We start from the raw sequence: 20,520 nt of genomic DNA on the forward strand, positions 1-20,520 counted from the left end.
TGCGAGGGCCAGCGATCCGAGCAGGTGAGGCATTGATGGCTGCGGCCTGGCGGACCACTGTCGCGCCAGCCCCGGAGTCCGTGCCCGCACCGGCCACGCCTCAGTCGGGCTCGGTCTCCAGTGCGCTCGCGTCGGCTGAGGTGCGGGGCGGCGCCCCCGTACGGCCGGTGGGACCTCGTGCTGGCCGGCGGACAGCCGCGTGGCAGGGTGGGGGCATGTGCGGCCGATACGCATCCACCCGCCGTCCGCAGGATCTGGTCGACCTGTTCGACGTCACACGCTGGGACCCTGACCAGGCTCTCGAACCGAGCTGGAACGTGGCCCCGACCGACAACGTGTGGTCGGTCCTGGAACGCGTCGAGCATGACACCGGCGAGGTCACCCGGCAGCTGCGGCCGCTGCGCTGGGGCCTGGTGCCGTCCTGGGCGAAGAGCCTGAACGTCGGCGCGAAAATGATCAACGCGAGGGTGGAGACCGTCGCGGAGAAGCCGGCCTACCGCCGGGCGTTCGCCAAGCGCAGGTGCCTGCTGCCGGCGGACGGCTTCTACGAATGGCAGGCCGTCGCGGCAACCAAGACGACCAAGGCCCGCAAGCAGCCGTACTTCATCGCCCCCCAAGATGGCCAGGTCATGGCGCTCGCCGGCCTGTACGAGTTCTGGCGCGACCCGGCTGCGGCCGACGACGACCCGGGAGCGTGGTGGACCACCTGCACGATCATCACGACCGAGGCCACCGACGCCGCCGGACGCGTCCACCCCCGCATGCCCCTGGCGATCGCCCCCGCCGACTGGAGCACCTGGCTCGACCCCGCCCATCACGACGCCGGCGAACTGCGCGCCCTGCTGGCAGCCCCCGCCGCCGGCCGCCTGGACGCCCGCGCGGTGTCCACCGCGGTCAACAACGTGCGCAACAACGGCCGACACCTCCTGGACGAGATCGCCGGGGACCACACCGACGTCTGAAGGAGAACGGTCGCCGGAGCCCCGGGCGGCGGCCACGACACCCCGCTGCCGCAGTCGGTTCGCTGCCCCCGGACGGATGCTGAAGGGCGGTGCCCCGGGTGGTCTGTGCATACCGTCGAGTCGTGCGATCGCTCTGGCAGGGAACGGTCTCCTTCGGCCTGGTCGCTTCTCTGAACTTGGGGCCGGTCTGTCCCAAGCCTCTGATCCGTAGCTCTCTGAAACCGAATTGGTGATGCCAGAGGGATCACAGCGAGATGTTCCGGAGAGCGAGAGCCCGCTCCGTCTGCCGCCTTGGTACTGTGACTTCGCATGACCGACACCGAGATCGAGATCACCGCAGACCTGGTCCGCGTCCTGCTGGAGGAGCAACATCCAGACCTTGCAGGGCTGGCCATCCGCGAGGTGGCGGGCGGCTGGGGCAACCAAATGTGGCGTCTCGGGGACGAGTTGGCCGTGCGCGTGCAGCGCATGGACCCCACCCCAGAACTCCAGCTCAAGGAGCGGCGGTGGCTCCCCGTGCTGGCCCCGCGTCTGCCGCTCCCGGTGCCGAACCCTGTGCGGTTCGGCGAACCGTCCGAGCGCTTTCCCAAGCACTGGACCGTGATGACGTGGGTTCCCGGCGAGCCGCTGGACCACGGCTCGATCAGCCGCGGCGACCACGCGGCCGACACGCTGGCGGGCTTCCTCCGGGCGCTCCACGTGGAGGCGCCCGCCGAGGCGCCGATCGCTACGGACCGCGGTGCCCATCCCAAGAACTGCACGGACGGCTTCGAGAACTTCTTCCAGGCCGTTGCCCCCGACGACATCGCTGCCGATGTCCGGGCCGTCTGGGACGACGCCGTTGCGGCCCACGCGTGGGAGGGCCCGCCGGTGTGGGTGCACGGCGACCTCCACCCCGCGAACGTCGTCGTCTCGGACGGAACGCTCTCGGGCATCGTCGACTTCGGGGATATGTTCGCCGGCGATCCGGCGTGGGACCTCGCCGCCGCATGGGTGCTGCTGCCCGCGGGCACGGCCTCACGGTTCTTCGACATGTACGCGCATGCAGACGAGGCGGCGATCCGGCGCGCCCGCGGGCTGGCCGCTATGAAGAGCCTCTTCCTGATGCTCATGGGGCAGAACGGAGATCGGGGCCTTCCCGGCGGCAAGCCGAAGTGGGGACCTGCAGGCCGGGCGGCACTTGATCGTGTTCTGAAGGGCGTTTGACGCACGCTTCTTTGAACGTGTTCTCGATCTTGGTTGAGGGGCATGCGGCAGCCCACCTTCGTGGGTTCATCGATCACCACACGTGGTGGGGATGCCAAGGGCAACGACCGTATGCTGCCCGTGGCCCCGATCGAGCTGGCGGAGCTTCTCCTCAGCGCCAGCCAGGCTGACCTGGAGACCTTCGACCTCGCCGAGCCAGCCTTCCGTCTCGGCTTCGTCGATGCGGGCGAGGAGGTTGTCGCGGATGTCGACGAGCCGTGCCCGTTGGGCCGGATCCGGCCGGAGGAGTGAGCATCTGACACAAGCGTGCTCATGAATGCATGGGGTCCCGAAGGCGCGTGCGCAGGTGCCGATGGACACCTTTCGTTTCTCGAAGTAACCGAGGAATTCGTCCCACTCTGCGTTCGTAGGGGTGCGGTATTCCTCGGCCGGGCGGAGCGCGCGGCGGCGAGCGATGAAGGCGCGGTGGGCTTCGATGGTCTCGGCGGGGTAGATGGCGTTGTAGCCCATCGTGGTGTTGATGTTGGCGTGGCCAGCGATGACCTGGGCGATGTGCGGTGGCAGGCCGGAGCGGATGGCGTCGGTGATGAATAGACGCCGGAAGTCGTGTGGAGAGAAGGCCAGGGGCTGGCCGGTTGAGTCGGTCAGGCCAATAATGTCCAGGACGTCGCCCAGTGCTTTCCGGATGAACTCGCCAGTCATGCGGGAGTTTTCACCGCCGCGGTCCCACTGGAAGAGCAGCGGTGCCGGCGGGTTCCAGGTGCGCTCCTCGTAGTCGTAGGCGGACAGGAGCGGGATGGCGCCGGTCCGGGGGTCGCGGACCCGGCGGATGATCGTGGCCAGCACGTCGGCCGGCTCGGGGCTGACGAGCAGGACCCGTTCCTGGTCAGTCTTCGACGGGGCGATCTGGAGCAGCGGGACGATCTCGCCGGTGGTGGGCAGCCGGTACTGGATCATGGCGTGGTGGCTGACCTCCAACATTTCCTCGATGCGGGCCCCGGTGTGGCGGAGGAACTCCACTGAGGCCCAGGCCCAAAAGGCGCGGTGCTCGGACTGGGCAAAGTGGTGCAGTTTTCCCTGCTCATCGCGGGCGTTCACGGTCGTGACGTTCTTGGTCCGGACGAAGAGGGTGTTAGTACTGCAACGGTGTTTGTGCTGATGGCTGGGCAGTTCTATGGGCTGTGTCCGCGTCGTGTGTAGTGACTGATGCGGGCCTGGTGTTGTCGCTTTCGGCGCCAGTGTGACCAGTGCAGGATGTGGTCGACGGGTGTGGGTTGGCGGTTGGTGAGGCGGGTGATCAGGCGTCTGATCTCGGCGAGGCTGAGGTGGATGAGCTGGGAGGATCCGTTTCTGCTTTCCCGGCATTGAGTTCACGGGACCGCAGGACGGTCAGGCAGGCGTGTGCGGCCATGGCCAGGGTGATGTGGCGGTGCCAGCCGGGATAGCGGCGGACTTGGTAGTCGTCCAGGCCGCACTCCTGCTTCGCGGTCTGAAAGCACTCCTCGACTGCCCATCGGCTGCCCGCAACCTGGATCAACTCATCAAGAGTGGTGCCGGCGGGACAGTAGGCGATGTAGTAGGAGATTTCCTCGGGTCGCCTGACGCTGCGGCGGGCGAGAACCCAGTGGCGGCGGTCCTCGCGGTGCCAGGGACGGACTTCGACACGCGCCCAGTCGAACACCCGCATCCCATGAGCGCCGTTCCCACACGAGCGGCGTTTCCACTTCTGCCGCGGCAGGCCCGTGAACAGGTCGTGGACGGGATGGTCCAAGGCCCAGCGGGTGACCACGGTGTCGTGCCGGGTGGTGGCCATGACGTGGAAGACATCGGCCTGCTCCAGCTCATGGCGCCAGCCCTTGCTGAAGCCGTAGGCCGCATCCGCCGTCACCCACCGGAACGGGATCTTGTCCGCGATCGCACGGCGGACCATCTTCTTGGCCATGACGACCTTGGTCTCGAAGCCGACCTCGTCGTCGATACCGGCCCTGCGGCATCTCTCGCGGTCGTCTGTCCAGGAGGTGGGCAGATACAACCTGCGGTCGATCAGCGTCCGGCCACCGCCAGCTGCATAGGCGAGGAAGACGCCGACCTGGCAGTTCTCCGTCCGTCCCGCGGTCCCGGAGTACTGCCGCTGCACACCTGCCGAACGGGTCCCCTTCTTCAGGAAGCCGGTGTCGTCCACGATGAGCACCGCGTCGGGGTCGCCGAGGTTCTCGACGACGTAGTCACGCACATCGTCGAGGACCTCATCGGCCTCCCACTCGATCCGGTTCAGCAGCCGATGGATACGGTCCGGAGCGGCATGACCGGCCTGTTCGGCCAGGGTCCAGCCGTTCTTCCGCTCAAGCGGGGCGATCAGTCCCTGCATATAGGCAAGCGCCGACTCCCGCGGCTCCGTCCTGGAAAACCTGTGCACGAACCGGTCGTGCACAGCGTCCAGTTCACCGGCCCACGCCCTGACAGCAGCAAGGTCCCCGCCCATGACCAGACCAACGACCAGCCTGCCCAACCGTCACGGCAAACACCGTTGCAGTATTAGGACTTGTCCGGTCGATCATGTTCGGAGCCAGATGGTGAGGGCTGCGGCGGTGGCGGTCCCGAGGTAGACGTAGCGGCGCTTGTCATAGCGGGTGGCCACGGCTGGTGTTGCTTGAGTCGGTTGATGGCCCGCTCGACAGTGTTGCGTTTTTTGTACCGCTCTTCGCCGAAGCTGGGTGGCCGTCCGCCGCGTGAACCCTTGCGTAGGCGGGCGGCCTGACTGTCGGTCTTCTCCGGAATCGTGTGCCGGATGCCGCGGCGCCGCAGGTACTCACGACATGGCCCGTTGTTGTATGCCTTGCCGGCCGCGACGCTGTCGGGTTTCTTGCGGGGCCTGCCCGGCCCGGCTTTCGGGACGCGGATCTTCTCCAGCACCGGCTTGAACTGCGTGCAGTCCGCCCGCTGGCCCGGTGTGACGATGACGGACAGCGGGCGGCAGCGGCCGTCCGCGCTCAGGTGGAGTTTGGTGGTGAACCCGCCGCGCGAGCGGGGGAATGGCAGTGGACCACGCCAAGGACCTGAACATGGACCCGGACCGCGTCTGGGCCGGCTGGGCGCCCGACGACATCGTCTCCACCGACGCCTCAGGCAAGGCTCTAGGAGAAAAACCTGCGGAGAAGGAGTTTGGAGGCAAGGTGTTCGACGTGGACACCTCGGGGCACGGCGGCTACTGGGACAAGGACAGCGAAAGCCTCGCCAACCAGGGCCGCATCATCGCAGGAATGCCTCCTGGAGAAGGGAAGCATCGCGTGCACCCCCACCCCTACCCCTACCCCCACCCCCACCCGCCTAAGACAGAGGGGTCGGACTGGTGACCGGCCGCATCCGCCGCCACAGCCGTATCAGCGTGCTCACACTCGTAGCCTTGCTCGCATCTGGAGGATGCATGACCGACTCCGGGAAGAACGACCCACTGCCCGTCAAGAGCAGGGACGGAGCCGAACGCTCGGCCCGCACACTGATCGACTCACCAGCCAGCCAGTACGGCCTCACAGCCGACGACAAGACGGTGGACAAGGAGTTCTACGAGTGCTTCGGCAAGAACCACGAACATGCCACCGACGGCCGCTTTGACCTCTCCTACTCCGTCCGGGCGGCGATTTGAGGAGACGAGCGCGGGAAGGCCTTGCGCGCCATGCGCAAGAAGCTCGAAGCCGAGGGCTACAAGATCAACGGCTACCGCGAGAAGCCATCGCAAGTGCTCATGGACGCCAAAGGCGGCAGCGACAACCTCTTCGTCTCGGTGGAGACATACGGACGCGGCAACGCACTCGTCTTCTCAATGGAAACGCCCTGCTTCCTGCCCCCCCCGGCGTGAAGCAGGAACAGGTATCGGCCCCCGCCCCCAAGGCCACTCCGGTGGCTCCCGTGTTCGTCGGCGAGCCAGCAGCCTCGGCAAACCGCTTTCCCGACAACCCCTTCGGCTAGCCGCGCCCGACCGCAGACCCAGCGCCCACTGACGCTGGGATCTGCGATCGATAGCGACTCCGGCCACGCGGTCAGCGGCAGGTGGATGGCGGCGGCGAGGATGCCGAGCACCGCCAGTTCCGCCACAGAGTGGATCGTGGCGTGCAACTTGTTGGCGCCCCAGCCGTGATGGTGAGTGACCTCGCCCTGGGCGTCCTTCTCGTCCCGGCCGGCCTTGCGCCCACTCATCTGGTCAGTCTGAAAGAGGTTTGTCGCTGCTTTCTTGGCGTGTCTCGCATTCCTCAACTCCCATTAATGTCGTGGGGTTAGCAGTTGATGAGGGTCGTGTCGCGGACCTGACGTCCCGGCGCGTGTTGCGACGCCTGACCCGCAGGCCCGCCAGCACTGTAAAGCACGCTTGACACCAACGCAGGGTGACAAGCAAGCTTTACACGTGCGAAACAGCGTCAGGAAACTGCGGTCGTCACGAGGACTCTCCCAGGGCCAGCTAGGGACAGCCCTCGGGGTCTCACGGCAAACGATCAACGCCATCGAGACCGAGCGGTACACACCTTCCCTGCCGCTCGCCTTGTCCATGGCCAAGTTCTTCGAAGTCAGCGTTGAGGAGATGTTTCATGTCGATGAGAGCCCAGCAGATGACCAGTAACAGAGCCAGGCGGTCCGTCCCCGGCTTCTTCCTCGCCCTCGGAGGCGCCTGTCTCGTGGCCGCGACTTTCGGCGGCCGACTCGCTATCGGCCTGGTGACGTTCGGGATCCTGGCGGTCTGCAGTCTTGCCTTAGTGCTGCTGGGACGCCGGAGCGAGACCTATCAGGGCCTCACCGAGAAGGCCCCCGACGAGCGCTTCGCCCGGATCGGAGGGCGAGCCTGGGCCGGCACGGGCGTGGTACTTACCGTGGGGAATCTCTACGCTTTCATCGGTGAACTGGCATCCGGAAGAAGCGGCGATCCTTACTTCTGGTTCGTGGCCACCGCCGCCATCTCCTACATCGTGTTCGTCGCCTTCTGGTCTCGGCATACCTGAGACGCCAGTGCCTCGAACGGCTCGCCACCGTATGTCCCGACCAGGCAACGCGATCAACCTGCAACAACCGGCGGCCCACACCCCGAACGGTCAGTGGCGACAACCCGGCCTCTTCAGCCCCGTCATCGCCACTGACCATGCCTTTCACGACTGACCATGCCTTTCACGAAAGCCCCCGCTCAGCAGCAGAGCCGCTTCTGGCATGTGTACATCACCAACAGGCACTGAACTTGTTTCTTCAACTTCCGGACCATCGGTCGAAGGCTGAAGAGCAGGCCTGGTCTGCGCGTATTGTGTTCGGCTTGCGCCTTCGACGAACTCGATGGAGAAGAGCCAGATATGGCCGCCCCTTACCCGCCGATCGAACCCTACGACCACGGAATGCTCGATACCGGCGACGGAAACCTCGTCTACTGGGAGGCCTGCGGGAACCCTGACGGCAAGCCCGCCCTCGTCGTCCACGGCGGCCCCGGTTCGGGCTGCTCGACAGGGCCGCGCAAGTCGTTCGACCCGGAACGCTACCGGATTATCCTCTTCGACCAGCGCGGATGCGGCCGAAGCACACCCCACGCGAGCGACCCTGCCACCGACATGAAGCTCAACACCACCGAGAACCTGATCGCTGACATGGAGCAGCTGCGCGCGCACCTCGGTCTCGACCAGTGGCTGCTCTTCGGCGGCTCGTGGGGCGCCACGCTCAGCCTCGCGTACGCCGAGCGGTACCCGGAGCGGGTGTCGGAGATCGTGCTCGTCTCTGTCACCAGCACCCGTCGCTACGAGATCGACTGGCTCTACCGGGGTGTGGGCCGGTTCTTCCCCGAAGCGTGGGAGCGATTCCGCGACGGTGTCCCCGAGGCCGACCGTGATGGCGATCTTGTCGGGGCGTACGCGCGTCTCATGGAGAGCCCTGACTCGGAGGTGCGGGCCAAGGCTGCGATCGACTGGTGTGCTTGGGAGGACGCAGTCCTGTCCGCGGAACCGCATGGCAAGCCCAACCCGTGCGGCGAAATGCCGTCTCGGGCCATGCTGGCGTTCGTGCGGATCTGCTCCCACTACTTCGCCCATGGAGGGTGGCTGGAGGAGGGGCAGTTGATCCGCGACGCGGGACGCCTGGCAGGCATCCCCGGCATCCTGATCCACGGCCGCCTCGACATGAGCGGACCGCTTGACACGGCTTGGGAACTCGCCCGAGCCTGGCCCGGTGCGGACCTGGTGACTATCGAAGACTCGGGACACAAGGGCAGCGCTGCCATGAGCGCGGCGCTGTACGGCGCGTTTGAGCGGTTCGCGCGGCGTTGAGCTCAACTGAAGCGAACGATCCCGCTGGTGCTCAACTTGTTCTCCCGCCTCGAACGGTGTCTCGAACCGGGTAGCTCACCTGGGCATTCACAGGACGTGGAGGCGGCGTTCGTCTGATCATGTGCTCCGACGGAGGTGTCCGTGACCATGACGAAGGCCGTGAAGGTGAGTCTGCTGCCCAAGGCTGCCCAGAGCGAGGCGTTCGTGGAAGCGTCACGCTTCCGGGGCGAGTGCTACGAGTGTCTGACCGCCAGGCGCGATGAACTGTTCGAGCTGTCGGATGCCGTGCTGCGCACGGACGGGCGGTCAAGTCGGCCGTGGACCTGACACTGCTGCCGGAGCACCGCCGTTGGCACGGAGCGATGTACGACGGTCTCAATGACGGGCGGATCGATGCTGACCGGCTGCGGACGGTACTGGTCGGCCTGCCGCTCCCGCGATTCTCCGACGGCCGACTGGTCCTCGCCGTGGACGTCTCGCCGTGGCTGCGATCGGACGCGCCGTGCTCGCCGGAGCGGCTGTTCTGCCACGTCTACGGCCGTGCGAAGACGGCCTCGCAGTTCATCCCCGGCCGGCCGTACTCGGTCGTCGCCGTTCTGGAGACGGGCGCCACCTTCTGGACCGCGATCCTGGACGCGGTTCGTCTCGGGCCCGTCGACGATGCGACCGCCGTCACCGCCACCCAGCTCCGAGGCGTCGCCGGACGGCTCATCGCCGCTGGCCAGTGGCAAACAGGCGACCCGGACATCGTCATCGCCTCCGACGCTGGCTATGACGTCACCCGCTTGCCGTGGGGCGGTGGATGTGCGGTGGCGTCCGATCCGACTGCTGGGGGGCGTGGTAACTGAGCCTGTCCGCGTGCGCGGGTTGACCGACCAGGAAGGGCAGAGGCTGCAGCAGATGGTGCGCCGGGGCAGCACCAGTTCGGTGCGATTCCGGCGCGTGGCTTCGTCCACGTCCAGTGGCAGGGTTTGTCTGCTGGTTTGGGCGGCAGTTGCGGATCTTGAGGCCCGTGATTGTTCACGGGAAATAGCAGCGCGGGCGAGCACGCGGTGCGCCGTGCCCGCGGTGACCTCATTGCTTGGCGTGTGACCGGGTGAGTCTGGTTCCGATCCTGGTCAGCATCTGGCCGAGGAGGTGGATGGCTCGCGCCCGTGTCGGCACTCCGCGCGCTGTGCCCGTCCAGTAGGCATCGGTGAAGTTCTGAGAGTTGAGAGAGGTTGTAGGAGGGTGTGAGAGGGGGTGGAGGGGTGAGTTCGACCGCGACAGCGTCCGTGCCGTGCTGGTGGGGAGGCAGCCGTGACGCCCCGCCAGCGGCGGATTGCCACGTACTGGACGTGCCTCGCCGCGCACGTATTCGTCCTCGCTGTCGGCATCCTCGGGGGCGGTCAGCCCCGGCATGTGGTCTGCCCTTAACCTGCGCGGCCCGAGACGATGACGTGTGTGATCCCATCCGAACAGCGCGGACACCACGGTTACGCGGCGACCACGCACCACGCCTGCAACGGGAGCGACTCGCGACCGAATCGACGCGCTGCGCCTGCGGCTCGAACCTCGACCTGCGAGACGTCCAGATCGACTCCGCCACCGGGCCGTGCATCACGGACACTGTGTGCGGCCCGTGCAGGGCTGGCACGGTCGGGCCTGGCGCAGTACCTGAGGCGGTGGCCCGCATCCTCGCCCGTGGCGCCGGTGTGCGGCTTCCCGGAGACCCGCCGTTTCTCCGCCCCTCCTGAGACTCCCCGGCGCCGACGCCCCCGTGAGAGGCGCCGTGGGAAAGCCGGCCGCCGCTCCCCTGACGGTGGCGGCCGGCCGGCACGGGGGAACGAAATGGATGTCACCCAAGGGTGTAATCCGACTGGAGGTAGCTGTGAGAATGCGCCGCGCTCGATACCCTCCGCCGTATGGGGACCTTCGCCGACGAAGCGCGTACGCGGCTGGCAACCCTGCTTCGCATGGCGGGGGACAGCGCGCAGGACAGAGAGTTGGTCATTTCGTATGTCGCTGCCACCCCTGACCCGCCGCCGCTCGGGCCGCGTGGCATCCAGACCAGTGGATGCCCGCAGTGCCAGAGCACTATGTGGGGCCAGCGGGACTCTGACGGGCAGCAGATCTCTGTTTGCTCGCGGTGCGGATACGTCAAGGAGTGATCGCCGTGGAATGCCCCGTGTGCCAAACCGAGATGGTGCCGCCGGGACCGGGCGGCGGCCGGTACTGGTGCACATGCGGCCGGGTCGCGGCGGCGGGCGAGACAGCCGTGGACATCGAAATCCGTGAGCGGATGCGGCGGGAGACTCTCGACCTGCTGGATCACGCTATTGCTCTGCGCGGCGGTAGCCGCGCCCCCTCGCTGAAAGAGGACCCCGAGATGGGACAGCAAATGCAGACCCGCGGCTGCAGCGCATGCGGCGGCACCATGTACAAGACCGTCGAGGTTGATGAGAACAACCAGGTTACCGGCGAATCGCAGTTCGTCTGTTCCAACAGCAGTTGTGGAAACGTCGAGTAGGTACCCCGGAAGTTCATCGCGCCCCGTCCGTGCATGCTGCGGGCGGGGTGACTCGTGTGCCCGGCAATCCGTCGTGTGGCCGGCTACGAATCCGTGAAGAGTGCCACTAGTCTCGAACTTTCTTGACGGTCTGCCGACGGAGTCGGCGGACCGTTTCGCTTTCGGTGGCTGAGGGCGGGCAGGCCGACAGCCCAAGTGTCGCCTCGGGTGGGCGCCGGGTTCCACTGCTGCGGTAGGAGTGGTGCTCCTCGTAGGGACGTAAAGTAGCTGGTCAGCCGGGCTTCGGTAGGAGAGCGAGCCGTGCGAGAGCTGCGGTGATCTCGCCGGTCCACGGCCAGTGACGGGCGATGCGGAGGATGCGACGCCGGCCGGTCGTGACGAGCTGAGCGGCTGCAGAGAAGAGGCCGAGCCGAAGCCGGCGGGGCTCCCAGAGCCGGGCCTTGCCGGTGAGGGCGAGCATGGGCATCCAGGCCAGCAGGTCGAGCGCGAGCTGGATGATCTCCAGCCAGACCTTGTTCTGCGCGGTGTCGTGCAGGGGCAGGTTGCGCATTCCCGTTGCGCGGGCGGCCCGGATCCGGTCCTCGGCCCGGGCCCGCAGCCGGTGACGGAGCTCAAGTGCGGCGATGGGACGACCGGCAGTGTTGGTGGCGAAACAGGTGATCCGCATGCCGTCCGCATCCGTGATCCTCAACTGGGCGCCGGGATGGGGCCGTTCCCTGCGGACGATCAGCCGCATCCCTCTCGGCCAGCCCTCGATCAGATCGCCGGTGAGTTCGGCGACCCAGGCCCCGTCGCGGACCTCGCCGCCGGTCTCGATGGCCGGGGTCCAGGCCGACTCGGGGATCTTCAGCACGTGCTGGTGGATGGCCTGGGTGATCACCATGCCCACGGAGTAGGACAGCCAGCGCCCGCGCTGGGCGAGCCAGGAAACGAACTCGTGGGTGCCGCCCGCGGAGTCGCAGCGGATGAGGGTCTGCCGTCCGCGCCGGTACTTCTTGGGCAGTTGGGCGAGGGCGAGGCGAGCGGTGGTGATGTGGTCGGCGGCGGTGTTCGAGCCCGCGTTCCCAGGCCGAAGGAGAGCGGCGACGGGTTCGCCGGTCCCGCCCGGCCCGTGGTCGACGAAGGCCATCAGCGGGTGGTGGCCGTAGGTCTTCTTCCAGGTCGGGGCGGCATCCTGCTTGTCGGAGTGGGAGACGACCAAGACTCCGTCCAGGTCCACGATCACCTGCCCATCGGTGTCCGGTGCCTGGCTGCCGGCCAACGACCAGGCGCGGGCCCGGACTTCGTGTCGGGCGGTGCGGATGGCGTTCAGTGCCTTCTCGTCCGCGGTGGCGAGGGTGTCGATCAGGCGGGAGACCGTGGGGTCGGAGGCGACCGGTCCGAACACGGCCGGCTCGGCCCGCAGCATCGCGATGTCGGCGAGGCAGTCCCCGCCAAGCGCGACCGCCAGCGCAAGATCTATGAGTATCTTGCCCGGGTCGTGGACGGCCCGCGGTTTCCGCCAGGGGGCGAGTGCTGCGGATATGGCCTGGTCGAGGCCGGTCCTGCGGACCGTTTCGGCCAGCAGCACTGAACCGGCCTGCGAGACCACGGCCCGGCCGTCGTCCCGGACAAGGACATGGGGATAGGACCCGATAGGCTGCTTCACCTGGAAAGTGCCTCCGACAGGGGCGGGAACAAGGACCTCAGCACTCCTCATTCTCGCTGGTCAGAGGCACTTTCTGCTTGCCTGATCACTTGCCGGACAGCCCGCTTCGTGAAGGCGCGAGGTTAATTCCTCCGCAGAAAACACGAGAGCCCCCGTCCTCCTGGTCGCGGAGGCGGGGGCGCTGCGTGTGCTGAGGCTCAGGTCTGGCAGCGTCAGGTCTGGCACTGGGAGGTCGCGGCGCTGCTCCAGTTGGACCAGGCGCCCCCTGCGGGCCTGACATGGACGCGGATCTCGACCTTGACGTTGACCGGGCCGCAGACGCGATCCGTGGAGCCGATGGCGATGGGGCCGACCGTGGACCGTCGCTGGACGACGGTACGCCCGTTGCCGATCTTCACCCAGTGACCGCCCGAGACGACGCGGAAGTACGCCTCGTACTCGACCCAGGAGGCGTGCGGGCGCGTATTCGTCAGGACCGTGTGCGCGGTGATGTTGCGCATGAAGACGTGGCCGTCCTTCCACCGCTCCGCGCTGATACAGCCGTTACCGGAGATGCCCTGGGTCGAGACGGACCCGCCGCAGGCGATGGCGGCGGCGTGGGCGTCGGCGGGGAGGGCAAGTGCGGCAACGGCAGCAGCGGCCACGACAGTTCCCGTACGTTTCAGCATTCCGGTACTCCTTTGGGTTGGGTGCGGTCGGCGAGCAGCAGGGCGAGGGGACCGCCGGGGAGGTGTAACCGGCCGTCCTGCGCGGCCTGGATCGCCTCGTTCATCGGCCACCAGGACAGCTTGAAGTCCTCTTCGGTGTCGTTGAGTTCCTGTGGTCCGAGCGTGAGGTGTTCGGCGAGGAACAGCGACAGGCGGGCGTTGCTTCCGAGGGTGCTCGCGTAGGTGCCGAGATGCTGCCACCGGGTGGCCTCGGCCCCGGCCTCTTCCTTCAGCTCCCGCCGCGCACAGTCCTCGGGAGTCTCCCCGGATCGCGCCGGCCACCGGGAAGGAACATCTCCCCGTGTTCGGCGCTGCGGGAGGACAGGACGGCCACCCGGCCGTCTTTGGTGCGGGCGACGACCACGGAGGCGTCCTGAAGCTGGGGCATGGGCTCGCTTCCGTGAGGTAGGCGGTGATGATGTCGGCGAGTTGGGCGGGGGTGTTGTCGTCCGTGTCGATGATGACGCCTGTGGGGTCAGCGGCGGCGATTTTGTCGAAATTGGTGCGGAGTCGTGTCAGCCGGCCGGGGACGTTGACCATGTCGTCGTCCTGGTTGTAGTCCTGTTTTCCGGCCATACGGGTCGTGCAGGGTGGCGTCCGTGCACCGCAGGTAGAACGTGTGGTCGGGCTGGACGAGGTACGGGCGGAACGGTTCGACCAGCTCCTTCACCTGCTGTGTCGTGCCTGCGCAGGTACACCAGGCCGACCAGCGCACGCTGGTGCGGTGGGAGCTTGCAGCGGCGGTCACCCTCGCGGGTGACGATGAGCATGGTGACCCACTCGACCAGGGCGTGGGGCAGGTTGAGTGCGGCAAAATACGGAACCAACGGGGCTCCTGTGCCAGTGGGTTGAGACTTCGAATACCTCCCCCAACGGCACGGGAGCCTCGTGCGTTGCGCCCACCGCCAGCGTCACCCGATCAGTGGCCACTCTGAAACAGCTCAGTGCTTCACCTGGAAGGTGCTCTTTCCCTTGCAACCAACAGGACCCTCAGCAAGTCCTATCGTTGCAGGTCAAGGACACTTTCCGTGTTTATGATCAACCTCTGGGCAGCCCACCTCATGAAAGCGCGAGGCTAGGTCGACGCCGAGAGCCTTAGCGATCACCGCGAGGTGATCGATGGATGTCGAGTACGTCGCGCGCTCGATACGGTAGATCGTTTTCCGATCCAGCCCTGCGAGTTCACCTAGGACGGTTCACCTCCGCCCGCGCGGAGAGCACCTCACCTTGTTCTTGCCTCCGCGTCTGGTGACCGGTTCACCTCCGCCGCGCGGAGAGCACATCGGTCCTCTCCCCATGCGTTGGTGAGCCGGCCGGCCCACCTCCGCCTGCGCGGAGGGCACAGCGCCGCACAGAACTGCCCCTCAGCGATCGGCCTCAGCGTCGCCTACTCGGCTTCCTGCTGCGGGGGTTCCACCGGGAAGTGGATCGGACTCAGCAGGTACTGCGCGCGCTCGGGGCTCGGCAGGTTGGACAGCCTCGGCGCGATGGCCGCGCGCAGCTCAGCGATCAGTTCGTCTGGCTCTGCCGGGCTGAGACAGAGCGCATGCTGTCGGTAGCCCACCTGGTCAGCCACCGGGTCGGCCTGGTCGCGGTCGAGATAGGCGTCCGCCCACCAGCAGCTCGATGTGGCGGTAGACGGTGGCCTTGGAGGCTTCGGGAATCCGGGCGCAGAGCTGAGCGGTGGTCAGCAGCCTTCCGCCGCCCATCGCATGGACGATCCGCAGCCGGATGGAGTGGGCGAGCAGCTCCAGAGAATCCATGAGCCAAACTTTCTCATAACTGCTACCTTTCTCAAATATGCGAACAGATGAAGTGAAGGTGCTGGAGGTAGCGCAGGGCTTTGCCGCGCTGCTGCGGGCGGAGCGTTTCGCCGAGATTGTGGAGTTGTTCGCGCCACCGCTGCGCGCTGCGGTCTCCGCGGATGCGTTGCGGCTCGCGTGGGCGGCGGAGTCGGCCGGACGGGGCAAGGTCAGGGAGATCGGGGAGCCGGTGAGCGCGGCCGGTGAGGCCGACCCGGTACGTGTGCGCATCCCGGTGAAGTGCGCCGACGGCAACTTCACCGTGGTCACGTCGGTTGGCGGTGATGGCCTGCTGCACGGCCTGCGGCTCGATCCGGACGACGCCGCCGAGTGGCAGCCGCCGCACTACGCGGAGCCGACCCAGTTCATTGAGCGAGACGTCCTGCTTGGCACCGGGCCGCTCGCCGCGCCCGGAACGCTGAGCCTGCCCGTCGGCCCCGGACCGTGGCCCGCTGTGGTGCTGCTCAGCGGCGGCGGCGCGTTCGACCGGGACGAGAGCACCGGCCCGAACAAGCCGCTCAAGGACCTCGCTTGGGGGCTCGCCTCCCGGCATGTGGCCGTGTTGCGTTTCGACAAGATCACCTTCACGCAGCCTGACCGTCTGCCATCGGACTTCACCATGGCCGACGAGTACCTGCCGCATGCGCTCGCCGCCGTCCGGCTGCTCCGGCAGCAGTCCGAGGTGGACGCGGACCGCATCCACCTCCTCGGTCACAGCATGGGCGGCAAGGTGGCACCCCGGGTCGCCGCCGCCGACCGGTCGATCGCCGGCCTGGTCCTGCTCGCAGCGGACGCGCAGCCGATGCACGAGGCGGCCGTCCGGGTGGCCCGCTATCTCACCGCGCTTGCCCCCCACCCGAGCGCGGACGAGGCTGTGGCGGCGCTCGTCCGGCAGGCCGCGCTGGTAGCGGGCCCCGAACTCACGCCTGACACGCCGTCGGAGCTGCTGCCGCTTGGGCTCTCCGCCGCCTACTGGCTCGACCTGCGTGCCTACGATCCCGTGGCCACGGCAGCCGGTCTGGCCTGCCCGATGCTGATTCTGCAGGGCGGGCGGGACTACCAGGTGACCGTCGCCGACGACCTGACGCGCTGGCAGAGTGCCCTGGCAGACCGCCCCGAGGTGGCGATCCGGATCCACCCGGACGCCAACCACCTTTTCTTTACCGGCCAGGGTCGGCCCACCCCGGCCGAGTACGCGCGGCCAGGGCACGTCGACACTGCGGTAGTAGACGAGATCGCGACCTGGCTGGCGCGACGGTAGGTGAAGAATGCCCCTATGGGACGGCGGGGACGTGGCGATCTCATGGATGCCGAGTGGGAACGGCTGGGGCCGCTCCTGCCGGTGAGCAACGGGAGGTGCGGGTGTTGGCGAGATCATCGGCAGGTGATCGACGGGATCCTCCGCTGGGTGCGAACCGGTGTGAAATGGCGTGATCTGCCCGAGCGGTTCGGGCCCTGGAAGACGATTTTCGAGCGGCACCGGTTGTGGTCGGCGGACGGCACCTGAGAACGCTTGTTGCATCAAGTGCAGGCCATGGCCGACGCGGTGGGCGAGATCGACTGGGACGTATCGGTGGACTCCACCATCGTGCGCGCCCACCAGCACGCGGCCGGCGCCCGCACCGACCCGCCGCCGAGGCACGCCGGGCCAAAAGGGGACGATGCGACAGAACACCAGGTCGAGAGGCCGTGGCGCGGTCTGGCGGTGGTGGTGAACGAGATGAGGGCATGGGCCGCTCGCGCGGCGGCCTCACCAGCAAGATCCACCTGAGTGCCGACGGCCTCTGCCGCCCGCTGTCTCTGATCGTCACTGCAGGACAGCGGGCGGACTGCACTCAGTTCGTGCCGGTACTGGAGAAGATCAGGGTTCCCCGCCTCGGAACGGGCAGGCCCCGCAAGAAGCCGGACAGTGTCGCGGCGGACAAAACCTACAGCAACGGGCCTTGCTGTCAATACCTGCGACAACGGGGCATCCGTCACATTATCCCGGAGAAGGCCGACAGTCAGGCCGCCCGCCTGCCCAAAGGATCACGAGGCGGACGACCGCCCGGCTTTGACAAGGACCGCTACAAGAAGCGCAACACCGTCGAGCGGGCCGTCAACACGGGCGGAGAGCGCGGGCTGTCGCGCAGCAGGCACTCGAGCGGATCCGGTTCACCTCCGCCTGCGCGGAGAGCACTGGCGGTGGCTTTGGTTACGAGGATGGGGATCAGGCACAAATTCCGTGAGGACGATCAGCGGGGGTCTGGTCTCGGTGACGTAGCGTCATCTGGGACCGCCCGAGTGATCAGCAAATCTGATTGTCGGCGAGCAGGACAGTGGGCAGAATCCCCGCTGTGATCTCTCAATGTCGCGACCGCCACCGTCCGGACTTCGCCACGCACATTGAGGATCACCGTTTTGAACCACGTCATACGTGAGTACCGCCCTGCGGACGAGACTTCCTGGCTGCGCTGCCGGGTGCTCTCCTTCTTGGGCAGCGCCTACTTCGACGATGTCCTGAAGGCCAGGCCCGAGATCCTCGCTCCCGGCTTCGGGCTGGTCGCCGGCGATAAATGCGGGACAGTCACTGGGATCATCGACATCACCGTCAAGGGCCAGCTGGCGACCATCGACACCGTCGCCGTCCACCCTGACCACCAGCACCAGGGCATCGGCCGCCTTCTGCTCGCCGAGGCGCTCGCCCGCGTCAGCGCGCTGGGCGTGCCGACGCTAGACGCCTGGACAAGGGACGATCCGGACACGCTCCGCTGGTATCGGGCGATGGGCTTCACCGAGAGCGAGCACTACCTCCACGTCTACGCGAACTATTACACCGATGCCGGAGAGCCGGACCGGGCGATCGGCGAACGACGGACGGGGCTACGGCCGATGACGGCCTTCCGCCACGCCAACCTCAGAGACGAACAGGTGATGCGAGAGCAGTTCGCCCGGGTGCACGTCTGCCGCCGGTTCGCGGTAGACATCCTCGGCACACATGAGCAACTTCATTAATGGTCCTATCTGTTGGCTACTGGCTGTGTCGACGGTCGGCGGGCGGTGAGTAGGACACGCTTGCGGAGGAGGGAGAGTTTGGCTCGTCCGAACATCTGGCGTTTGATCATCTTGATGTGGCTGACCCGTCCTTCCACCGGACCGGAGTTCCAGCAGGTGGTGAGGCCCTGGACAACGGCGTCCCAGTCCTTCCCCAGGCCGGTGGCGAACGTGTGGAGTCCGGGCAGATCCTCGTCGCGGGTGGCGGTTATCCAGTCTTTGAGGTGCTGGCCGGAGCGTGTTGTGAGGATCTCGGCGAATGTGCGGACGTGCCCATGGAGGGCGGTCAGTTCTGGGCACTGAGCGAGGTCGGTGGTGAACTGCCGGCGTTCTTCGTCGCCCAGGTGCTCGGGATGCCGCATCATCCAGCCGGTGACCTGCCGGACGCCCGGTGGTGCGGGGGCGACAACGCGGATGCGGCGGCGCCTGGGACGCAGGTAGTTGCTGATCGTCTGGTAGCTGCCGCGGTAGCCGAGGTTCTGGAGCTCGGCGTGTAGGTGGAGCGCGTTGGTGACTCCTTCGGCCCAGCGTTTGTCCAGGTGGGGCTTGTAGGGGTCGAGGTGGCTGGACCGGTGCTGGTGCCGTCCGCTCAGCAGCTCTTCGAGGGCCGCGGCGCGGGCGGTTCTGCGGACGGTATTGCCGCCCAAGTGCAGTTCCCTGGCGATCTCACGGATGCCGTGCCCCTGGGCCAGCAGAGCATGGACGGTCGCGTGGCGTTCGCGGATACGGACCTCGATCGGCGACATTCCTTTCTCGGCATCTGCGTGGTCGGCGACGGCATCGTTCGGCAGGCCATCAGCCCTGCCGGCTGTTGTCTTGAGGCAGTTGCTGTGGCGGCGCACGCTGCGTTCGACGGCGGTGCCGAGGTTCTGCCAGAGGTGGAAGCGATCGGCAACCTGGACCGCGTTCGGAGCACCGGTGCGGGCGCCGTCGGCGTAAGAACCGGCCCGGTCACGGCAGATGATCTCGGAGCCGGGATGCTTACGCAGCCAGCCAGCCAGCCAGCCAGCCAGCCAGCCAGCCAGCCAGCCAGCCAGCCAGCCAGCCAGCCAGCCAGCCAGCCAGGGTTGCAGCATCGCGGCTGGGAAGAAGGTCAATGGGCTGGCCGGTCTCGCAGTCGATGAGCACGGTGCCGTAGTGCTGTCCGCGACGGGTGGCGAAATCATCGACGCCCAGGCCCTTCGGAACGGTCCAGGCGGCGTCGGGCAGAGCCATAACCGCCCGCAATAGTGTCGTCCGGCTCACCCGTGTGTGCAGGACAGCGGCAAGACGGCTTCCGGCCCTGCCAGCGAGCGCGACGGCGACAGTCTCCAGAACCCGCCGGGCCGCAGGCGTGCGGCGGCCGTAGCGAACGGTCAGGCCCTCGACCTGCTCCGAGAACGTCCGCCGCGAACAACGAACGTTCTCGCAGTAAAGCCGCCGCACCGTCAGCTCGATCCGCACCAGCCGATCCCCGACCGGCGTATCGGCAAGGCGTCTTCCGTACCTGCTGTGCGCCCGGTTGGACACCACCGCACACCCGGGGCAAGCCACCCCGGCCTCCCGAGTTCTCGCCACCATGCGAAGCACTCCGCACTCGAAGAACACGCGCTCCACCAGCAACTCGCTGAGGTGCGGAAACAGGTCGCCGAAGAGCACATCACACTGCACCACGCTCCCAGATGACGCTACGTCACCGAGACCACGCCCCGCTGATCGTCCTCACGGAATTTGTGCCTGATCCCGTGAGTCGTCGATAAGGCCAGAACCTGGTCCAGAATCAGGGCATGGACGTCCCCAAGCTGCTGGAAACCGCTTCCCTGTTGGTCCCCGAGGCGAGCGCCACCGAGAACGACATTACGGTGAACGACGTCTGGGAGTACCTCACCCAGGACGAGTGGGAAGTGGCCCTCGGGCTGCTGGAAGAACTCGGTGACGTCCAACCGCTTCCGCTCAGCTTCTGGGAAACCCTGGCCACCGCCGCCGAACAGATGCGGCTGGAGAAGAGTGCGGCCTGGTGCCATTGGCGCTGCTACGAGACCCGCAACGGCATCATCCGAGCCGACCTCACCCTCCGCCCGGCCGCCGAAGCCCGACGGCAGACGCCCATCGGCGGTGCTGGCGTCCTGCGACCGATGTGGAGCATCGGGAATCGAACCCCGACCGGCGAACCGGCTCTCAACATCGCCCGGCTCTGGGTGGAGTTCACGCCCTTCTTGGAGCCCGGCGGACGAGCCTCGGTGCGACTCGCCCCTCTTGACCCCTCGCAGTGGCAGCACCTTCAGCCCGGCCGAGTGATCACCATGCACGAGGACCGATCCGTGGCCGGGACGGCGGTCGTCCTGGAGGTTCAGCGCCATGCGGCCACGCCCACCACATAGAAACGG

At 67.2% G+C, this 20,520-nt stretch carries 23 protein-coding genes and 4 pseudogenes; 14 read left to right on the forward strand and 13 right to left on the reverse strand.

The features are described 5' to 3' along the window. Positions 1 to 215: 215 nt before the first annotated feature. Positions 216 to 962 (forward strand): SOS response-associated peptidase, encoded by a 747-nt coding sequence (locus KI385_RS42855; protein ID WP_238577384.1) that lies wholly within the window; start codon positions 216 to 218, stop codon positions 960 to 962. A gap of 309 nt (positions 963 to 1,271) precedes the next feature. Beyond that, positions 1,272 to 2,168, forward strand: a complete 897-nt coding sequence (locus KI385_RS42860; protein WP_238577385.1) for an aminoglycoside phosphotransferase family protein — start codon at positions 1,272 to 1,274, stop codon at positions 2,166 to 2,168. Between the two features lie 66 nt (positions 2,169 to 2,234). Here KI385_RS42860 and KI385_RS42865 read toward each other — a convergent pair whose 3' ends face one another. The 3 genes from KI385_RS42865 to KI385_RS42875 all read right to left on the reverse strand — a co-directional run bounded on the left by KI385_RS42865 (position 2,235) and on the right by KI385_RS42875 (position 5,294). Continuing rightward, a complete protein-coding gene (locus KI385_RS42865) occupies positions 2,235 to 3,266 on the reverse strand; it encodes a tyrosine-type recombinase/integrase (RefSeq protein ID WP_238577386.1) in 1,032 nt (343 codons plus the stop codon). 199 nt (positions 3,267 to 3,465) lie between these two features. Then, on the reverse strand, positions 3,466 to 4,650 hold the full coding sequence (locus KI385_RS42870; RefSeq protein WP_238577387.1) for an IS701 family transposase: 1,185 nt from the start codon (positions 4,648 to 4,650) through the stop codon (positions 3,466 to 3,468). Between the two features lie 53 nt (positions 4,651 to 4,703). Continuing rightward, positions 4,704 to 5,294, reverse strand: a complete 591-nt coding sequence (locus KI385_RS42875) for a transposase (protein ID WP_342593541.1) — start codon at positions 5,292 to 5,294, stop codon at positions 4,704 to 4,706. Here KI385_RS42875 and KI385_RS42880 point away from each other — a divergent pair. The 8 genes and pseudogenes from KI385_RS42880 to KI385_RS42915 all read left to right on the forward strand — a co-directional run bounded on the left by KI385_RS42880 (position 5,207) and on the right by KI385_RS42915 (position 10,964). Next, positions 5,207 to 5,521 (forward strand): hypothetical protein, encoded by a 315-nt coding sequence (locus KI385_RS42880; RefSeq protein ID WP_238577388.1) that lies wholly within the window; start codon positions 5,207 to 5,209, stop codon positions 5,519 to 5,521. The two genes, KI385_RS42875 and KI385_RS42880, sit on opposite strands and share 88 nt — an antisense overlap. 71 nt (positions 5,522 to 5,592) lie before the next feature. Then, entirely contained in the window at positions 5,593 to 5,811 is a 219-nt protein-coding gene (locus tag KI385_RS42885) for a hypothetical protein (RefSeq protein ID WP_238577389.1), read from the forward strand. Positions 5,812 to 5,841: 30 nt separating this feature from the next. After that, complete coding sequence (locus KI385_RS42890; RefSeq protein WP_238577390.1) at positions 5,842 to 6,024, forward strand: hypothetical protein; 183 nt, start codon at positions 5,842 to 5,844, stop codon at positions 6,022 to 6,024. Between the two features lie 543 nt (positions 6,025 to 6,567). Then, on the forward strand, positions 6,568 to 6,780 hold the full coding sequence (locus KI385_RS42895; RefSeq protein ID WP_238577391.1) for a helix-turn-helix transcriptional regulator: 213 nt from the start codon (positions 6,568 to 6,570) through the stop codon (positions 6,778 to 6,780). Then, positions 6,749 to 7,156 carry a hypothetical protein gene (locus KI385_RS42900; protein WP_238577392.1) on the forward strand — a complete coding sequence of 136 codons (408 nt, stop codon included), beginning with the start codon at positions 6,749 to 6,751 and terminating at the stop codon, positions 7,154 to 7,156. The genes KI385_RS42895 and KI385_RS42900 overlap by 32 nt, the downstream gene beginning before the upstream one ends. A 339-nt stretch (positions 7,157 to 7,495) precedes the next feature. Beyond that, positions 7,496 to 8,455 (forward strand): prolyl aminopeptidase, encoded by a 960-nt coding sequence (pip, locus tag KI385_RS42905; RefSeq protein WP_238577393.1) that lies wholly within the window; start codon positions 7,496 to 7,498, stop codon positions 8,453 to 8,455. Between the two features lie 147 nt (positions 8,456 to 8,602). Beyond that, positions 8,603 to 9,249, forward strand: a pseudogene (locus tag KI385_RS42910) (transposase); the annotation flags it as partial. A 1,361-nt stretch (positions 9,250 to 10,610) separates the two neighbouring features. Continuing rightward, complete coding sequence (locus tag KI385_RS42915; protein WP_238577394.1) at positions 10,611 to 10,964, forward strand: hypothetical protein; 354 nt, start codon at positions 10,611 to 10,613, stop codon at positions 10,962 to 10,964. Positions 10,965 to 11,235: 271 nt separating this feature from the next. Here the strand turns inward: KI385_RS42915 and KI385_RS42920 are convergent, their stop codons facing one another. The 8 genes and pseudogenes from KI385_RS42920 to KI385_RS44370 form a co-directional block, all read right to left on the reverse strand. Further along, the gene (locus KI385_RS42920) at positions 11,236 to 12,612 is read right to left on the reverse strand and encodes an IS1380 family transposase (protein WP_238577395.1); all 1,377 of its coding nucleotides are present in this window, start codon (positions 12,610 to 12,612) and stop codon (positions 11,236 to 11,238) included. Positions 12,613 to 12,824: 212 nt separating this feature from the next. Next, positions 12,825 to 13,280, reverse strand: a complete 456-nt coding sequence (locus KI385_RS42925; protein WP_238577396.1) for a hypothetical protein — start codon at positions 13,278 to 13,280, stop codon at positions 12,825 to 12,827. After that, the gene (locus tag KI385_RS44355; RefSeq protein ID WP_342593542.1) at positions 13,274 to 13,552 is read right to left on the reverse strand and encodes an NUDIX hydrolase; all 279 of its coding nucleotides are present in this window, start codon (positions 13,550 to 13,552) and stop codon (positions 13,274 to 13,276) included. Before KI385_RS44355 ends, KI385_RS42925 begins: the two co-directional genes overlap by 7 nt. Then, entirely contained in the window at positions 13,549 to 13,707 is a 159-nt protein-coding gene (locus KI385_RS44360; protein WP_342593513.1) for a hypothetical protein, read from the reverse strand. The genes KI385_RS44355 and KI385_RS44360 overlap by 4 nt, the downstream gene beginning before the upstream one ends. Before the next feature lie 286 nt (positions 13,708 to 13,993). Further along, positions 13,994 to 14,146, reverse strand: a pseudogene (locus tag KI385_RS42935) (IS5/IS1182 family transposase); the annotation flags it as partial. 186 nt (positions 14,147 to 14,332) lie between these two features. Then, positions 14,333 to 14,497, reverse strand: a pseudogene (locus KI385_RS44115) (helix-turn-helix domain-containing protein); the annotation flags it as partial. Between the two features lie 209 nt (positions 14,498 to 14,706). After that, entirely contained in the window at positions 14,707 to 14,895 is a 189-nt protein-coding gene (locus KI385_RS44365) for a hypothetical protein (RefSeq protein ID WP_342593514.1), read from the reverse strand. After that, the gene (locus KI385_RS44370) at positions 14,888 to 15,082 is read right to left on the reverse strand and encodes a winged helix-turn-helix domain-containing protein (RefSeq protein WP_342593515.1); all 195 of its coding nucleotides are present in this window, start codon (positions 15,080 to 15,082) and stop codon (positions 14,888 to 14,890) included. The genes KI385_RS44365 and KI385_RS44370 overlap by 8 nt, the downstream gene beginning before the upstream one ends. A 52-nt stretch (positions 15,083 to 15,134) precedes the next feature. On the opposite strand from KI385_RS44370, the gene KI385_RS42945 reads away from it, so the two are divergent. From KI385_RS42945 to KI385_RS42955, 3 genes and pseudogenes are all read left to right on the forward strand, one after another. Beyond that, complete coding sequence (locus KI385_RS42945) at positions 15,135 to 16,382, forward strand: alpha/beta hydrolase family protein (RefSeq protein WP_238577397.1); 1,248 nt, start codon at positions 15,135 to 15,137, stop codon at positions 16,380 to 16,382. Positions 16,383 to 16,397: 15 nt separating this feature from the next. After that, positions 16,398 to 17,384 (forward strand): annotated as a pseudogene (locus tag KI385_RS42950) (IS5 family transposase). Positions 17,385 to 17,521: 137 nt separating this feature from the next. Beyond that, positions 17,522 to 18,115: a GNAT family N-acetyltransferase gene (locus KI385_RS42955; protein WP_238577398.1), complete on the forward strand. Its 594-nt coding sequence runs from the start codon at positions 17,522 to 17,524 to the stop codon at positions 18,113 to 18,115. 5 nt (positions 18,116 to 18,120) lie between these two features. On the opposite strand, the gene KI385_RS44120 is transcribed toward KI385_RS42955, so the two are convergent. Further along, positions 18,121 to 19,230 carry a transposase gene (locus KI385_RS44120; RefSeq protein ID WP_281066967.1) on the reverse strand — a complete coding sequence of 370 codons (1,110 nt, stop codon included), beginning with the start codon at positions 19,228 to 19,230 and terminating at the stop codon, positions 18,121 to 18,123. After that, on the reverse strand, positions 19,136 to 19,807 hold the full coding sequence (locus KI385_RS42965; protein ID WP_281066968.1) for a transposase family protein: 672 nt from the start codon (positions 19,805 to 19,807) through the stop codon (positions 19,136 to 19,138). Before KI385_RS42965 ends, KI385_RS44120 begins: the two co-directional genes overlap by 95 nt. Positions 19,808 to 19,920: 113 nt before the next feature. Between KI385_RS42965 and KI385_RS42970 the strand changes: the two genes are divergently transcribed. Beyond that, a complete protein-coding gene (locus tag KI385_RS42970; RefSeq protein WP_238577399.1) occupies positions 19,921 to 20,514 on the forward strand; it encodes a hypothetical protein in 594 nt (197 codons plus the stop codon). Positions 20,515 to 20,520: the final 6 nt, after the last annotated feature.

Origin of the sequence: Streptomyces inhibens (assembly GCF_022221585.1) — a bacterium.
In the GTDB taxonomy this organism is placed as follows: Bacteria; Actinomycetota; Actinomycetes; order Streptomycetales; family Streptomycetaceae; genus Streptomyces; species Streptomyces inhibens.

What these genes read in the sequence shown, in the direction of transcription:
- KI385_RS42855 (WP_238577384.1), top strand. Translation starts at nt 216, where the DNA reads ATGTGCGGCCGATACGCATCCACCCGCCGTCCGCAGGATCTGGTCGAC.
- KI385_RS42860 (WP_238577385.1), top strand. Translation starts at nt 1,272, where the DNA reads ATGACCGACACCGAGATCGAGATCACCGCAGACCTGGTCCGCGTCCTG.
- KI385_RS42870 (WP_238577387.1), bottom strand. Translation starts at nt 4,650, where the DNA reads ATGGGCGGGGACCTTGCTGCTGTCAGGGCGTGGGCCGGTGAACTGGAC.
- KI385_RS42885 (WP_238577389.1), top strand. Translation starts at nt 5,593, where the DNA reads ATGACCGACTCCGGGAAGAACGACCCACTGCCCGTCAAGAGCAGGGAC.
- KI385_RS42890 (WP_238577390.1), top strand. Translation starts at nt 5,842, where the DNA reads ATGCGCAAGAAGCTCGAAGCCGAGGGCTACAAGATCAACGGCTACCGC.
- KI385_RS42900 (WP_238577392.1), top strand. Translation starts at nt 6,749, where the DNA reads ATGTCGATGAGAGCCCAGCAGATGACCAGTAACAGAGCCAGGCGGTCC.
- pip (WP_238577393.1), top strand. Translation starts at nt 7,496, where the DNA reads ATGGCCGCCCCTTACCCGCCGATCGAACCCTACGACCACGGAATGCTC.
- KI385_RS42925 (WP_238577396.1), bottom strand. Translation starts at nt 13,280, where the DNA reads ATGCTGAAACGTACGGGAACTGTCGTGGCCGCTGCTGCCGTTGCCGCA.
- KI385_RS44360 (WP_342593513.1), bottom strand. Translation starts at nt 13,707, where the DNA reads ATGCCCCAGCTTCAGGACGCCTCCGTGGTCGTCGCCCGCACCAAAGAC.
- KI385_RS44370 (WP_342593515.1), bottom strand. Translation starts at nt 15,082, where the DNA reads ATGGATTCTCTGGAGCTGCTCGCCCACTCCATCCGGCTGCGGATCGTC.
- KI385_RS44120 (WP_281066967.1), bottom strand. Translation starts at nt 19,230, where the DNA reads ATGCTGCAACCCTGGCTGGCTGGCTGGCTGGCTGGCTGGCTGGCTGGC.
- KI385_RS42970 (WP_238577399.1), top strand. Translation starts at nt 19,921, where the DNA reads ATGGACGTCCCCAAGCTGCTGGAAACCGCTTCCCTGTTGGTCCCCGAG.